This is a genomic window from Erysipelothrix rhusiopathiae, assembly GCF_900637845.1.
Taxonomy (GTDB): domain Bacteria; phylum Bacillota_I; class Bacilli_A; order Erysipelotrichales; family Erysipelotrichaceae; genus Erysipelothrix; species Erysipelothrix rhusiopathiae.
On record NZ_LR134439.1, the window covers coordinates 1034179 to 1048006 of the forward strand.

General features: G+C 36.1%; 18 protein-coding genes. 12 read left to right on the forward strand and 6 right to left on the reverse strand.

Going from position 1 to position 13828, the window contains the following annotated elements; all coding sequences use genetic code 11:
• Positions 1–12: 12 nt before the first annotated feature.
• The gene (locus EL194_RS05020) at positions 13–1053 is read right to left on the reverse strand and encodes a YdcF family protein (RefSeq protein ID WP_003775594.1); all 1041 of its coding nucleotides are present in this window, start codon (positions 1051–1053) and stop codon (positions 13–15) included.
• Between the two features lie 94 nt (positions 1054–1147).
• Between EL194_RS05020 and EL194_RS05025 the strand changes: the two genes are divergently transcribed.
• The 7 genes from EL194_RS05025 to EL194_RS05055 all read left to right on the forward strand — a co-directional run bounded on the left by EL194_RS05025 (position 1148) and on the right by EL194_RS05055 (position 5209).
• The gene (locus tag EL194_RS05025; RefSeq protein ID WP_003775591.1) at positions 1148–1684 is read left to right on the forward strand and encodes a GNAT family N-acetyltransferase; all 537 of its coding nucleotides are present in this window, start codon (positions 1148–1150) and stop codon (positions 1682–1684) included.
• Positions 1684–2115, forward strand: a complete 432-nt coding sequence (locus tag EL194_RS05030) for a DUF1801 domain-containing protein (RefSeq protein WP_003775590.1) — start codon at positions 1684–1686, stop codon at positions 2113–2115. The genes EL194_RS05025 and EL194_RS05030 overlap by 1 nt, the downstream gene beginning before the upstream one ends.
• A 70-nt stretch (positions 2116–2185) precedes the next feature.
• Positions 2186–2560, forward strand: coding sequence for a GntR family transcriptional regulator (locus EL194_RS05035; protein WP_003775588.1), 375 nt, complete (start codon positions 2186–2188; stop codon positions 2558–2560).
• Between the two features lie 17 nt (positions 2561–2577).
• The gene (locus tag EL194_RS05040) at positions 2578–3231 is read left to right on the forward strand and encodes a hypothetical protein (RefSeq protein ID WP_003775586.1); all 654 of its coding nucleotides are present in this window, start codon (positions 2578–2580) and stop codon (positions 3229–3231) included.
• A 10-nt stretch (positions 3232–3241) separates the two neighbouring features.
• Positions 3242–3988: an ATP-binding cassette domain-containing protein gene (locus EL194_RS05045; protein WP_003775583.1), complete on the forward strand. Its 747-nt coding sequence runs from the start codon at positions 3242–3244 to the stop codon at positions 3986–3988.
• Positions 3985–4809, forward strand: coding sequence for an ATP-binding cassette domain-containing protein (locus tag EL194_RS05050; RefSeq protein WP_003775581.1), 825 nt, complete (start codon positions 3985–3987; stop codon positions 4807–4809). Before EL194_RS05045 ends, EL194_RS05050 begins: the two co-directional genes overlap by 4 nt.
• A complete protein-coding gene (locus tag EL194_RS05055; protein ID WP_003775579.1) occupies positions 4793–5209 on the forward strand; it encodes a hypothetical protein in 417 nt (138 codons plus the stop codon). The genes EL194_RS05050 and EL194_RS05055 overlap by 17 nt, the downstream gene beginning before the upstream one ends.
• Before the next feature lie 35 nt (positions 5210–5244).
• Here the strand turns inward: EL194_RS05055 and EL194_RS05060 are convergent, their stop codons facing one another.
• The gene (locus EL194_RS05060; protein WP_003775577.1) at positions 5245–6120 is read right to left on the reverse strand and encodes an RluA family pseudouridine synthase; all 876 of its coding nucleotides are present in this window, start codon (positions 6118–6120) and stop codon (positions 5245–5247) included.
• A 928-nt stretch (positions 6121–7048) separates the two neighbouring features.
• On the opposite strand from EL194_RS05060, the gene EL194_RS05065 reads away from it, so the two are divergent.
• Positions 7049–7249, forward strand: coding sequence for a cold-shock protein (locus tag EL194_RS05065; RefSeq protein ID WP_003775575.1), 201 nt, complete (start codon positions 7049–7051; stop codon positions 7247–7249).
• 109 nt (positions 7250–7358) lie between these two features.
• On the opposite strand, the gene EL194_RS05070 is transcribed toward EL194_RS05065, so the two are convergent.
• The gene (locus EL194_RS05070; protein WP_003775573.1) at positions 7359–7811 is read right to left on the reverse strand and encodes a hypothetical protein; all 453 of its coding nucleotides are present in this window, start codon (positions 7809–7811) and stop codon (positions 7359–7361) included.
• Positions 7812–7876: 65 nt separating this feature from the next.
• Between EL194_RS05070 and EL194_RS05075 the strand changes: the two genes are divergently transcribed.
• Both EL194_RS05075 and EL194_RS05080 read left to right on the forward strand, forming a co-directional pair.
• The gene (locus tag EL194_RS05075) at positions 7877–8656 is read left to right on the forward strand and encodes a hypothetical protein (RefSeq protein ID WP_003775571.1); all 780 of its coding nucleotides are present in this window, start codon (positions 7877–7879) and stop codon (positions 8654–8656) included.
• 16 nt (positions 8657–8672) lie between these two features.
• Positions 8673–9083 carry a GNAT family N-acetyltransferase gene (locus tag EL194_RS05080; RefSeq protein ID WP_003775568.1) on the forward strand — a complete coding sequence of 137 codons (411 nt, stop codon included), beginning with the start codon at positions 8673–8675 and terminating at the stop codon, positions 9081–9083.
• On the opposite strand, the gene EL194_RS05085 is transcribed toward EL194_RS05080, so the two are convergent.
• On the reverse strand, positions 9080–9778 hold the full coding sequence (locus tag EL194_RS05085; RefSeq protein WP_003775566.1) for a coenzyme F420-0:L-glutamate ligase: 699 nt from the start codon (positions 9776–9778) through the stop codon (positions 9080–9082). The genes EL194_RS05080 and EL194_RS05085 overlap by 4 nt on opposite strands.
• A 113-nt stretch (positions 9779–9891) precedes the next feature.
• On the opposite strand from EL194_RS05085, the gene cls reads away from it, so the two are divergent.
• Complete coding sequence (gene cls / locus EL194_RS05090; RefSeq protein ID WP_003775564.1) at positions 9892–11418, forward strand: cardiolipin synthase; 1527 nt, start codon at positions 9892–9894, stop codon at positions 11416–11418.
• Positions 11419–11425: 7 nt separating this feature from the next.
• A complete protein-coding gene (locus EL194_RS05095; RefSeq protein ID WP_003775563.1) occupies positions 11426–12280 on the forward strand; it encodes a patatin-like phospholipase family protein in 855 nt (284 codons plus the stop codon).
• Here the strand turns inward: EL194_RS05095 and EL194_RS05100 are convergent.
• Together EL194_RS05100 and EL194_RS05105 are read right to left on the reverse strand one after the other, a co-directional pair.
• The gene (locus tag EL194_RS05100) at positions 12270–12926 is read right to left on the reverse strand and encodes an RluA family pseudouridine synthase (protein WP_003775559.1); all 657 of its coding nucleotides are present in this window, start codon (positions 12924–12926) and stop codon (positions 12270–12272) included. The two genes, EL194_RS05095 and EL194_RS05100, sit on opposite strands and share 11 nt — an antisense overlap.
• The gene (locus EL194_RS05105) at positions 12910–13767 is read right to left on the reverse strand and encodes a class I SAM-dependent methyltransferase (protein ID WP_003775557.1); all 858 of its coding nucleotides are present in this window, start codon (positions 13765–13767) and stop codon (positions 12910–12912) included. Before EL194_RS05105 ends, EL194_RS05100 begins: the two co-directional genes overlap by 17 nt.
• Positions 13768–13828 lie beyond the last annotated feature (61 nt).

The following is a 13828-nucleotide window of genomic DNA, read 5'->3' on the forward strand; positions in this document are numbered from 1 at the left end:
TTTAAGAATAAATTAGAGAAAACTTGCAAGGAAAATAACAGCATAGGCAAGGCCATTAAGGATGAGATGAAAGCGTCGATGCATAACCATCAACGCAATAAATTCACGAATCAGAGCATTGGGTACAAAATAACCGGCCGTCTTTGCGCCGATGCCATGCGCATCTAAACCGACACGTCGCGCATATTGGCTGGCTCTAAAAATATGGAAGGTATTGGAACTAAAAAGACAAGTATAGGGATGGTCAAATTCGTAAGTATCCATAATTTCTTTTGAAAAAAGCATATTCTCATAGGTTGTTGTGGATCGCGTTTCCATGAGGGCGTGGGATTCGGGAATGCCGCGATTAAGTGCATAATCACGCATCGCTTGCCCTTCGGGAACGCATTCATCTTCCCCTTGTCCACCACTAAAAATCAGACGAGGTGGTACGGTTTGATGGTGATAATACTCAAGAGCTACATCAATTCGAGCAGCAAGCAGTGGGGGGACTTCGGTACCATTTCGAAGTCCACTCCCCAATACAATAATAAAATCACGATCTTTATGGGGTTTAAAAAACTGATAAAGAAAAGAGGACGATAGGAAATTAATGAAAACAAAAATAAAGTAAAAGCAGGAAAACGTAATACAGGTCAAAAGTGTATGCATCCATCGTAACTCTTGTGGTATTAATTTAGACAGTAACGGAATAATAAAGACAAAGAAAATTAAACCGATACCTGCAAAAAGCGTTAATAAATTTGAAAAACGAACCCCTTCTTTCTGGATTAAACGTTTCGCATTTTTAAAAAGACCGATTATGAGAATATAGTAACCTAAAAGAAAGACTAAAATTCCCAGAATCATTAATAACAAAGAAATTGCTTGGAGAAAGGGATTGTAATGGGTGAAAGAAAACGCAATGATATCAACTGCGATAAGCATCAATAACGCATTGAATAAAAATCCATTTAAAATCCGCCCACGATTGCGCCTAAAGGATATAAAAAGAATACCCCCTAAACCAATACACATTATAGAAAGAATTATCACTACTGAATAATCAGACATATTCGACCACCTTTTTCGCATATTATACCTCAAAAACCTCCAAGACAGAACTTCTATGATATTTAAGGTATAATATCATTAAGGAGTGTGACCTATGATAGAGATACGTAAACTACAAAAAGAAGACATGAAATTACTTTGGGAATATGCATTTCAAAAAGAAAGACCGTGGATGTCCTTTGATGCACCTTTTCTTGATGAACATCTTCCATTATCCTACGAAGAATTTGAGGCTTCACGACTTGAATTATACTTGGATGTTGATTTTAGACAGGGAATTTTTAAAGACGGTCGTTTAATTGGACTTGTATCCTATTATTGGGAGTCATATAAAACACGTTGGCTTGAATTTGGAATTGTAATTTATGATGAGAATGAATGGGGGCATGGACTTGGAAGTTCATGTGCTATGTTTTGGATGGATCAACTCTTTACAGCATTCCCCGACATCCAACGACTTGGATTTTCTACCTGGTCGGGTAATAAAGCGATGATGGGTGTTGGTGAGAATATTGGAATGACTTTGGAAGGAAAAATTCGAAGTGTTCGTTATTACCAAGGAAAGTATTATGATGCATTAAAATACGGTATGCTACGTGAAGAGTGGGACGTTAAAAGGAGAATGTTTTAATGACCATTCAAAGCTATATAAATCATGGTGAGGGTGCATTTAAAGAACAATACACCTTACTGTTTAACGCCATACAATCCTCGATACCTGATGGGTTTGAACTGGTTATGCAATACAACATGCCATCATTTGTTGTACCATTATCGCTATACCCCAAAGGATATCGTGGTGATCCCACGGTACCCCTGCCATTTATAAGTTTAGGATATCAAAAACATCATATTGGTTTTTACCATATGGGCATCTATGCACAACCGGAAATATTAAGTTGGTTTGAATCATCCTATCAACAATCTGTTCCAACCAAATTAAACATGGGCAAGTCGTGCATCCGTTTTACGAAAAATACCGAAATACCAATTCAACTTATTCAAGATCTTGTTGCCAAGATAACACCGGATGACTGGATTGAAATTTATGAAAACAGCTGAAAGGCTGTTTTTTTTAGATTGACAAGAATTTCTTGACTGTATATACTGTATATACACAGAAAGGATTCCTATGAACATATACATCAAAACAGAATATGATTTACCCATATATGAACAAATAGTTGTTCAGATTAAACAAGAAATTGGAAATGGTACCCTTAAGCCACATGAAGCCATGCCTTCGATTCGGTTTCTAGCTAAAGAATTACAGGTAAGTGTCATTACTACCAAAAGGGCGTATGAGGAACTAGAAAAAGCAGGATATCTTTATACGATCCCAAGTAAGGGATCGTATGTATCAGGACTTGGAAAAGATAAACTTTATAAAGATTCTGTAAGTTCCATTGAGTCACATCTTGATTCAATCATCACCATTGCAAAAAATGCTGATATTACCAAGCAGGTTTTAATCGAGCTCTTAGATGAAGCATACGAAAAACAATAGAAACGGGAAAGAAAATTATGAAAAATGCAATCAAACGGCAGTACACACTTTTTAAATCGTTTTACACATATAAAACATTTTTAGTAATAATGTTGATGATATGTATCTATGCTTTTGTACTTCAGGAATATCGCATCAACCCAGGCATCTTTACAATTATCTTCTTTACTCAAAAAAATTGGAAAAACTATGTTTCGCTACGATATCGTTCCAAGACAACTTTTTTTATCGATATGCTTGGCGTAAGTCTCATTACATTTATATTTAACGCAATGATTATCGCGTTCTTCTATTTTGGACTCCGTAGTATTTTTGGACCTGAAATCATAATATCCAGTGAAGAAATGATGCATTACCAACAAGCGGGATTTAATATAACACAGATTTCCAATGAACTTTTTTGGAAAGAAATTTACAAGAGTATGACCATTTTGTATATCGTAGGAATCTTACAAGTATTCAGTTTAACGCGTATTTATAAAATTCATATCGAACGTCCAAAGGAAATAGGTATGGTTGCTGTGAAAATTATCATCGCAATTATACTGATCGGCTGCATTGTAAGTCTTCCACTATCACTCCTCTATAAAGTGATTATTGGTAGTCTTGCATCAATTACACTCATCTATCAAAACTATCAATATGCATTAAGTCATTTAGATTTAATTTAAAGGAGAAACTATGTCAAACAATTTAACCGTCGATCATCTTGGTCGTAAATTTGAAGGGTCATTTGAAATCAAGCCGATGTCGTTTGAAATCATGACAGGAACAATGTGTGGTGTTTTTGGAGAAAATGGTGCTGGAAAAACAACACTGATGAAAATGATGATGCAACAGTATCAGCACACATCAGGATCAATAACAATGGGTTCCAATCCTCTAGTCAATTCTTTGTGTTCCTATATACCCGATACAATTCCCTATCCATTAAACATGACTCCTCAACAAATTGTAACCTTAGAATCTTTACTCATACCAACATGGAATCAATCCTTATTTGAACAATATCGTCTCCAATTTAATTTGAACTTTAAAACACCCCTAAACAAACTTAGTTTGGGTGAGAAACAACACCTTATGTTTTGTATCGCACTTGCGACTGAAGCAAAGCTGTATATTTTAGATGAACCTACTGAAGGCATTGATCCATTTAAGCGTGATGAATTCATCAGGTTATTACATGAAAATATCTATAAGGAAGAAGCAATCGCAATGATATCAACCCATAATGTGAAAGGAATTGAAAACTTACTGGATTATGTTTTATATATGGAAAAGGGAAGCTGTGTACTTTTTACAGACATCGAACAATTTCCACACGATGCGCGAAAATGCTTAGCGAAACGTCATCTAGATTTGAGTGTATTTGATAGAAATCCGAGTTTGGATCAATTTATTCAAATGATGCAAGGGTGTAACGTATGATCCACATAAACAATCTAAAAATCCAACGTAATACATTAACACTTGATATTCCAAAACTAAACCTAGATTCCGGGAAGTTGATTCTGGTAGTTGGGGCAAATGGCAATGGAAAAACAACACTGCTTAAGTTATTAAGTGGTGGCTTACAACCAGACCTTGGGAATATTACCATTGATAACAAATCTGCTCATGACTATGCGATAACCGAAGGGGTTTGTTATATTCCTTCTCAGTTTCCGTTTAAAACTTCGATTCGATTATCGGATTTAGGGGGATATGGAGAAGCACTGATTTCAAATTGGGATTTTAAGTTATTTATGCAACAAGTAAGAACAATGGGATTTTCAAATTTAGATCGTATCGATGAAATGTCACAAGGACTGCAACAACAAATTCTTTATCATTTCATGATGCAGAAACAAAGCAATCTACATCTTTTGGATGAACCCAGCTTTGGTCTTGATGCACGTCATTTAAACAAACTACGGGATGACATACAAACAAAACTACTTCGTGATGATCACACTGTCATCATCGCAACCAACACTCCTGAACATTTTGAAACCATTGCGGATGAAATTGTCCTGATGTCCAAAGGACAGTGTATTGTTTCGGATACCGTTGAAAATCTTAAAGACCGTTATCAGGGAATTACTCAAGAACTATGGAATAAAACAAAAAATGATGCTGCTGCTGTGGGAATCTTAAATTCAGGGATTCAAGTAATTGATACCGAGGTACATCACTATGAAAGGATGCAACGCTTAAACCTCACCCCAATATTAAAAGCGTTGATTGAACAACATGAAAATATATCTTAAAGAATGTTTTTTTAGAGATCGGCTTCTTGGTGGACTTGTCATTTTGATTGGTGACTTACTCCTATTTGTATCATTTCGCAATACGATGTCATTCGAGATGTTAATTAGTATCTGGTTTGTTGCAAGCTGTGTGATAATGGGGGTGTTTTTAAAAAATACTACTCAAACATTCCAAGATGAAAATCACCTGATACAACTAAAATCTCTGGGATTTAGCTCAAATGAAATAAAACAAGAATTTGAACATTTTGTCATGATAAGTTTTATCTTGCTTATCATCATGCGCATGATCTTTATGCTTCTTACAAATACGTTTTCTCCAAAACGCTTGCTTATTCTCGTTCTTGCTTTACTGAGTTATAACGCGATTTTGAAGTGGTCCACAAATAATATAATCTAAAAAAAAAGCCCCACGCATAATAAGTGGGGCTTTTTTTATATTGATGTTTCTTGTGTTGGCGTAATTTTGGATAATTTTTTAAATTTTGGTGGTAATGGTGATACAAAAGTCATCATTTTCTTTGTTTTAGGGTTCATAACTCTTAAACGGTAAGCATGTAAACCAAGACGTTTGAGTGGGTTTGTCTTAGCATCATATTTCTTATCACCAATAATAGGATGTCCAATATCATTCATATGGACACGGATTTGGTTTTTACGTCCTGTATCAATTTGAATTTTTAAAATTGTATTGTTTTCCGTACGCTTAATCACTTCATAGTTCGTGATTGCTTCTTGACCCGATGATGTAGAGTACATGTGTGTTGTTTTATTTTGTCTTAAGAATGAACGGATGACATCCTTGTCTTTAGGCACAACACCTTCAACAATCGCAACGTACAAGCGCTCATCCACAAGTTCTGACCACTTATCCTGATACAAGCGTTTAACATACTCGCTTTTCGCAAACATCAAGACACCCGATGTATCTTGGTCTAAACGGTGTACTACGAAAATACGATTTTTAGAATCTTGTTTCTTTACGTAATCACTAGCGAGACGAAATGCTGTCAACTCTTCTTCTTTTCGATTAGAGACCGTCAAGAGCTTGTAAGGCTTATCCACAACTAAAATATCTTTATCTTCATAGAGAATTTGTAAAGGCGTATCGCGTTGTTGGTTATGACTTACAATTGTAATGGTTTGTCCCGCAGTGATGAGATCATCAAATTGTGTTGTAACTTCATTATCAATTGAAATACACTCGTGTTTTAAGAGTGATTTAATCTTTGAGCGACTATAAGGTAAGTCTTGGCTCAAGAGATAATTCAAAAGTTCATCATTATGTTCTACTTTTAAAATATGTTTCATATATATTCCTCATTTCGTACTCTATTATGACAGAAATTCATGATGAAAGATACAAGTTATATTTCTTAGAATGTAGAGGTGAACTGAAATGTGAGCGAGAACAGAATTGATTCAGATTAATCATTATCCGGTATAACATAAAGATATGAAGGAAAATACGGGAAAACATGCTGATGCTAAGATGAAACTTTTGTGATAATCGAAGTGTGGAAAATGATGAAAAATCCAGATAAACATACGTAATATGCTTTCATTTTATCCATTACCAAACGGTAATAGTTTTCATTATTTATCATTGATGGCGTGCGTACTAACATTAAAGACAAAACGAGTAAAATTAAACAGATTATGATATCAACTCTATATAATAAATATAAATGGATTTAATAGAAATCTTATGACGGGATAGTAATTCGGTATTAAACTTAAAATGACCTGAAGGAATCATTTTACAAATTAACATTAGGTCCAATTAGAAGTGGGTATTTGAATCATGCCACAGTTTGAGGTAAAGCATGTGGCAGACTTTGGAGAATCCTAAGGTTTTGATGATAAAAGACAATTATTATTATGCAAATCGAATTAAGCATTGTGTTCGGAATATAACAAAAACCCTACATTTTGAACACGTCTCAAAATGATCATTTTCGATAGATTAAAACAAAGCCTATCAATGAATCGAAAGAGTCAATCCTAAAGCGTATTTATTGTGTTTTGCCATCTAAATGTAAACGCTTAATATTTATGGGTTTGTGGCACGATAATTCATTGACAAGGTGTTTTAGAAGTGATAATATCAAGTTGTAATAAGAATGTTTATGATTAGTATATATATTAAATCGTAATAAACTCAATGTGTTTTGAAGAACTGGTATATTAGTTTGCGAATTACGCTTGAGTACATCTTATTCTGATAGGAGGTACTAGCATGAGTACAGGTAAAGTGAAATTCTTTAACGCTGAAAAGGGTTACGGATTCATTACTATCGAGGGTGGACAAGATATCTTTGTTCATTACTCAGCAATCGTTGCTGATGGATACAAAACTTTAGAAGAAGGACAAGAAGTTAGCTTCGAAGTTGTTGAAGGTCCACGTGGCGAACAAGCAGCAAACGTTAGAGGTATCTAATTAGTTAGCTAAAATGAAAACAGTGGATTCGTCCACTGTTTTTTTTCTATATTACAACACTAAGCACGCTGATCGCATTAAAGTAAATACATGATTAAGGGTGCTTTAATTATCTATTCGTAATAGCTTGTTCAAGCATATCCCCAAAAAATCCAATCAGGGGCAATTTACAGTACTGAAATTTACCTGCTTTAGCGATTCCAAAGATATGATACAAGCTGTATATAAGACTTAAAACGATGTTTATAATCGTGAAAATCAGAACAGCGGTGGGTCCTACAAGTACAATCCAACCAAGAACAGATATAAAGACGGTTTGAATTATTCCGATGATTAGATTGATTACGAAGATTGCGATGTTTAATACGGCTATCTGACCTGCGTGATTTCTAAGGTACTGACTACGTTTTTCTAAAAATAAAACGAGAAACGCGAAGATTAATGGAAAAACACTTAAATCACGATTACCAACAGCAGCTGCAAAGCTAAAAGCCCACAAGATAATTGCGATTACGGTTACGTTTACATCCATAAAACTAGCATTTTCATTACGATGATTCATATGGTATTCCTCCTTTGTTTATAATATAATGAATAGAGGTAAATGTAAACGTGGAGGTAGTTTTTATGGATGGAGCAATGCATGTAAGTGGTATGCAAATTGCAATGATGGTTGTGAGTTTTGTGTTTATTATTGCGATGATGGTTGTATTATTAGGACGTTACCGTCGTGATGAAGATTTAAGTCGTACCTTAATCTGGGGACTTGTAATCTTTATGGGTACAAATGCCATTGTGAATGGGTTTGGCGTTGTGTTAAATAAAACAAGTTGGTTTCTATCTTTACCGCAATTAGCACAGTTGATGTTATTTACTGTAGTTGTTGCGTTATCGTTTGTGATCATTTCATTTTTTGTAATGAAAGCTTTCGTAAAAAAACATTTGAATGAAAATACACCAATCATGATGATTCTTGGTTTTATGCTTATGAATGTATTTCAAACTGCGATGTCATTGATGAATTATATTATGTTATCTCTTGCGATTAATAAAGGAGACACAGCGAAATTTATTGGTGATAATACCAATCCCGAAATGGTTCAAAATGCGATTGACTCAGTTCTTGCAATTCAACCTATCGGTTATTTAGATGTTTCGGTCTCTGTTCTAGCAGATTTTATTGCCTATGCAACTGTACTCATTATTCTATACCGTCTCTTTACATCTAGAAAAGACAGAGGTGTTTCGTACGCTATCATTGCAGTGGGTATTCTAGTGAGTTACCGATTGGTGATTGAATTTGCGAAATATCAAATTGCAAGTCCACTTTTACTCATTGCTATCAAATTAGTGGTATCAAGTCTTGTTGGATATACTGGGTACATATTTTATAAAGAAGATTTCTAATTCGAGGTGAATCATAATGGAACTTAAATTGATCGATATTTCAGATGAATTTGATGATAATGGTGTCGAAACACTCTTATTTGATATTTATGTAGGCGAAATTGATCGTTATGTTGGACGGTGTGAGTATCGTAATGAGCATGGTCGGGATCTATGGTATTACGGAAATATTGGTTATATCATCTATCCACCTTATCGAGGGCATAATTTTGCTTATCATGCTTGTGTTGCGCTTTTTGATATTGTGAAATCGGTAAAGGCTGGATTACCTGAATTAATCATTACCTGTAACCCTGATAATATTGCATCAAAAAAGACGATTCTCAAGTTAGGTGGCAACTATCATTCGACCATTGATATCATGGCGGATCATGAGTTGTTTAAACTTGGAGAAACGTCTAAAGAAATATATACGATTAAACTTTAAATTTTACGGATAATTCCTAATGGTGTTGATTGTGCTTTTTGACCAAGGGGGTTATCCTTTAATATTTTAACCATTAATTGGTGATCAATTGAAGAAGCACTTGATCCTAGTATATTTCCACCAAGATCATTAATATCAGTTACGATAACTTCAATATCTTTATCAAATGAAGCTTTAATTGCTTTGGCTACCTCGTTTGGACGTTCAGGTCCAAGTACTACATATTCGTTATAAGGTGGAATTGTATGGGAAGTTGGTCCATCGATAGCACGTGCTTTCGAACCCGCTACACGGTAGAAATCACCTTTACGTCCAAATGGTTTTGTGATTGCAGCAACACCTGCGGCAAGGATAATGCGTGGTGTTCCACATTCACGAAGTGCCATTTCCATGGTTTCAGGCATTCCTAAACCAATTCCATGAGGTGTTTTGGTTACATATTTCGATAATGTAAATGCAAGTTTACGTGGTTTCACATCTTTAATAGGATAAGCACGTCCTTGTGTGATTGCTACAACTTTCTCAGTAACAAATAAAATATCTCCATCTTGTAATGAAGCATCCGCAAATTCTTTGATTACTTCAATTAAATTATCATCTCGCATGATTAATTTTGTTTTTAAAGGTAAACGTTGGTAACGTTTGCCATCGACAATTACTTCAAGTTCTTTATTGTCATTTGGTTTGATTGTCATGATTATCAACCTCTCTATCCTTAATATCATAACTTTTGCATTAGTCTTAATCAAGTAGAAACTTGATTATTGAATTTAGTTTAAAGTATAATTTACATATAGAAAGAGGACTTATGAAAACATTACTACGTTTATTAACGAATAAGATTTTTATGGTTGGACTTATTGTGATTGCGGAGTTTGCGATTGTAGTTGCCTTAATTTGGAATTTATCGCTTAATTACGCGCTTATGCACGCATTTTTTGTGTTTTTATCAGTCCTCCTTATTATCTACATTACCAATCGTAATGATGATCCATATTATCGATTGGCTTGGACTATTATCATTCTCGTAATTCCTCCGATTGGTGCTGTTTGTTATCTGATTTTTGGTGGGAAAAAGGTTCCGAAGAAATTACGTGAACGCATTAGTGACACTTATTCTAAAGATGCCTTTTTACAGGATGAATCATTTGGGATTTTGGAAGAGTCAATTGAGGCAACACCACGCTGGGCACGTCTTGTGAAGTATTTAATGGCAAGTTCGCACTACCCAATTTATAAAAATACAGAAGCAACGTATCTTGCAAGTGGGGAAGAAAAATTCCTGCATATGAAAGAAGAAATTCGAAAGGCTGAGAAGTTTGTTTTTCTAGAATATTTTATCATTAAAGAAGGTTTGATGTGGCAAGAATTGCTAGTTATTTTGCGAAAGAAAGTCGAAGAGGGTGTGGATGTTCGGTTGATGTATGATGACTGGGGTTGTGCACTCTTTCGTGACTTAAAGAAGCAATGTGAAGAAGCAGGCATTGTTTGTGTGGAATTTAATCCACTAGTAGCTCGTCTAGCTATTCAAATGAACAATCGTGATCACCGTAAAATTTGCGTTGTGGATGGTCGTGTTGGGTTTATTGGGGGTATTAATCTCGCGGATGAATACATCAATATTGGCAGTAAGTTTGGCCACTGGAAAGATACTGCTGTAATGATCGAAGGGGATGCAGTGCATTCACTTACCTTGATGTTTCTACAGTTTTTCCGTTATTATACGGGAGAGATTGAAAATCCGAATGATTATAAGTACGACTTTGGTGATTTAGAAAATGCGCAAGGATACGTGATGCCTTTTGCGGATGCACCAACAGATAATTATGATTTGGGATTGGATGCTCATTTATCCATGATCAACAATGCACGCGATTACATATATATTCAAACGCCATACCTAATTGTGGGGCATGAAGTTATACAAGCTCTTGAACTTGCAGCACGAAGTGGGGTCGATGTACGTATTATCGTCCCACATATTCCTGATAAGAAAATTGTGAATCACGTGACAAAATCCAACTATCAAATTTTGATTGAAAGTGGTGTGCGTATTTATGAATACGAACCCGGATTTGTGCATTCAAAAACGTTTGTAGCAGATGATCAAATTGCACTTGTTGGAACAACAAACATGGATTTTAGAAGTTATTATTTGCACTTTGAGTGCAGTATTCTCTTTATCAACAACAACATCGTGGGTGATTGTTATGATGATGTAATGCATACCATTACAGAGAATGCGATTGAGATTACCTTGGAGGATTGTCTTGCGGTCCCTTATTTGGTAAGACTCTTTCGATCAATTGCCCGAATATTTAGTGGCTTAATGTGAGGTTAACATGGAAAAAATTGGTTTGGTTTTAGAAGGTGGTGGGATGCGCGGAGCATACACTGCAGGTGTTTTACATTGGTTATTACAAGAAAAAATAGAGTTTGATTATATTGTAGGGATATCATCTGGAGCGCTATATGGTGGTATGTTTGCATTAGGAAAAAAAGACACACTTGAAAAAGCAGCGATTGAAGTTGCAGCGGATAAACGCAATGTAGGGATTCGCCCGATTTTAGCGGAAAAAACGCTTGTGGGATATGATTTTCTTTACAATACTGTTACACAGGAATTAGATTATCCGATTACTGAGATGAATAAAATACCGGGTAAGATCGATATCGGTGTTTACGACATCGCTGGTGAAAAAACAATATGGATTGATAAAGAACAATTAGCTCAAGATCCATTGTTTATCAAAGCGGCATGTACCTTGCCGGTTGCAGGACGTGCTGTTTGGATTCATGGACGTAAATATATGGATGGTGGTATCACAACCATGATTCCGGTTCAAAAAAGTATTGATGAAGGATGTACGCGACATATTGTTGTGACAACGAAATCCGCAGATTATGTACGTAAAGATCAAGGATTTGCGCAGAAAATGCTTTTACGGACTGTTTATCGTAAATATCCTAAACTCGTTCACGATTTTGAAAGTCGTCGTGATGTTTATTACGAAGAACGTGAACTGATTAATAAACTTGTGGACGAGAAAAAAGCAACCTACATTTATCCAACTCAAGAAGTTGGTGTAGGTCGCTTTAAAGGTTCTGAGGAACAGTTTGAAGATTTGTTTAAGATGGCACATGATGATTGTGAATTGCGCCGTGATGAAATTATGGCAATGGTTTCTAAAGATTAAAGGGGAATTTAGAGGGCGTGTGACTTGTGAAGGTCATGCGCTCTTTTGTTATGGGGTGATCAAAACTGAGTTCGGTTGCCCATAAAGCAATTTGTTGTCCCGGTTGTGAGTGCTTATTATAGCGTGCATCACCCCATAAGGCATTCCCACGTGATGCGAATTGAACTCGGATTTGGTGAGATCTTCCAGTCACAAGTTTAATTTTAACGGTGGATAGATTATCAGTTGGATGGTAGTAAGCTTCGATGATATGAAGTTCTGCGTATTTACCATCAGGATGATTTTTATCAACTACATAAGACGTGTTTGTCTTGCGGTTTTTTACCATGGTATCACGGAATGTAGTGGGTTCGACATACCCTGTACAAACTGCGGTATATGTTTTATCGAGGGTGCGGGTTCGAACTTGATCACTGAGTCGTCCTGCTGCTTTCGATGTTTTTGCGAAGACCATGATACCACCTACTGGTCGATCAAGTCGATGCACAAGACCGACATAAACGTTTCCAGGTTTATCATATTTTACTTTAATGTATTCCTTAACTTCTGTAAGTAAGTCAAGGTCGTTGCTTTCATCCCCTTGAGAGGGTTGGTTTGGTTTTTTTTCCACGACGATGACGTGGTTATCCTCATAAAAGATTTTCATCGTAACACCATCTTGTTGTGACACCACAGGGTAACATTGTTTCCATTGAAGTAATGGGAAGGCCGATTGCTTCACTGTGTGTGTTGAGTGGGAACTTTTGATCGCGTAGTGCATCGTTAAGGGCGTGACGCACTTTTTTAGGGCTAAGGTTTGTCGTATAAGTATTTAAGACTACAAAGAGTGCATTGGGGTCAAGGAGCTCCATCGCAGCGTTTAAGAGCGGTTGTAGTTGTTCTTCAATCTTCCAACGTTCTCCTTTAGGGCCACGACCAAAACTTGGCGGATCCATGACAATACCGTGATAGGTACGTCCACGTCGCTTTTCACGTTCAATGAATTTCATCGCATCTTCGACAATGGTTCGGATTTTTTTATCAGTTAAATCATTGAGTTCAATGTTTTCACGTGTCCAAGCAATCATCCCTTTGAGTGCATCAATATGAACAACTTCTTCAACATTTTCTTTAGCACACGCAATCGTTGCACCACCGGTATATCCAAACAAATTAAGAATACGAACGGGTTCTGTATGTGTTTGAATTACGGAACGCATCCAATCCCAGTTAACAGCTTGTTCGGGGAAAATCCCGGTATGTTTAAATGATGTTGGGCGCACCTTAAAGTTTAAATCTTTATATTGGATGATCCAACTTTCAGGGAGTGTTCGATTAAAATTCCATCCATCCTTAAAAAAAGCATCGATGGGCATTCCGGGTGTTGTGGGTTTCCATGTCGCAACAGGATCTGGACGGCGCACAATAATGTCATGATAACGTTCTGTTTTTAAACCATTTCCAGCATCTAGGACTTCAAAATCAGTCCATTCAATAGGGACTCTCATACTCTTACCTCAGTTTCTAAATATATTCCTACATATTATAGGTTAGAAAGGTGTTTGAGCG

Coding starts and splice junctions, on each gene's coding strand:
- EL194_RS05055 (WP_003775579.1), top strand. CDS start 4,793: ATGAAAATATATCTTAAAGAATGTTTTTTTAGAGATCGGCTTCTTGGT.
- EL194_RS05085 (WP_003775566.1), bottom strand. CDS start 9,778: ATGACAATCAAACCAAATGACAATAAAGAACTTGAAGTAATTGTCGAT.
- EL194_RS05100 (WP_003775559.1), bottom strand. CDS start 12,926: ATGAAAATCTTTTATGAGGATAACCACGTCATCGTCGTGGAAAAAAAA.
- EL194_RS05060 (WP_003775577.1), bottom strand. CDS start 6,120: ATGAAACATATTTTAAAAGTAGAACATAATGATGAACTTTTGAATTAT.
- EL194_RS05025 (WP_003775591.1), top strand. CDS start 1,148: ATGATAGAGATACGTAAACTACAAAAAGAAGACATGAAATTACTTTGG.
- EL194_RS05065 (WP_003775575.1), top strand. CDS start 7,049: ATGAGTACAGGTAAAGTGAAATTCTTTAACGCTGAAAAGGGTTACGGA.
- EL194_RS05045 (WP_003775583.1), top strand. CDS start 3,242: ATGTCAAACAATTTAACCGTCGATCATCTTGGTCGTAAATTTGAAGGG.
- EL194_RS05105 (WP_003775557.1), bottom strand. CDS start 13,767: ATGAGAGTCCCTATTGAATGGACTGATTTTGAAGTCCTAGATGCTGGA.
- EL194_RS05035 (WP_003775588.1), top strand. CDS start 2,186: ATGAACATATACATCAAAACAGAATATGATTTACCCATATATGAACAA.
- EL194_RS05070 (WP_003775573.1), bottom strand. CDS start 7,811: ATGAATCATCGTAATGAAAATGCTAGTTTTATGGATGTAAACGTAACC.
- EL194_RS05040 (WP_003775586.1), top strand. CDS start 2,578: ATGAAAAATGCAATCAAACGGCAGTACACACTTTTTAAATCGTTTTAC.
- EL194_RS05080 (WP_003775568.1), top strand. CDS start 8,673: ATGGAACTTAAATTGATCGATATTTCAGATGAATTTGATGATAATGGT.
- EL194_RS05095 (WP_003775563.1), top strand. CDS start 11,426: ATGGAAAAAATTGGTTTGGTTTTAGAAGGTGGTGGGATGCGCGGAGCA.
- EL194_RS05050 (WP_003775581.1), top strand. CDS start 3,985: ATGATCCACATAAACAATCTAAAAATCCAACGTAATACATTAACACTT.
- EL194_RS05030 (WP_003775590.1), top strand. CDS start 1,684: ATGACCATTCAAAGCTATATAAATCATGGTGAGGGTGCATTTAAAGAA.
- cls (WP_003775564.1), top strand. CDS start 9,892: ATGAAAACATTACTACGTTTATTAACGAATAAGATTTTTATGGTTGGA.
- EL194_RS05020 (WP_003775594.1), bottom strand. CDS start 1,053: ATGTCTGATTATTCAGTAGTGATAATTCTTTCTATAATGTGTATTGGT.
- EL194_RS05075 (WP_003775571.1), top strand. CDS start 7,877: ATGGATGGAGCAATGCATGTAAGTGGTATGCAAATTGCAATGATGGTT.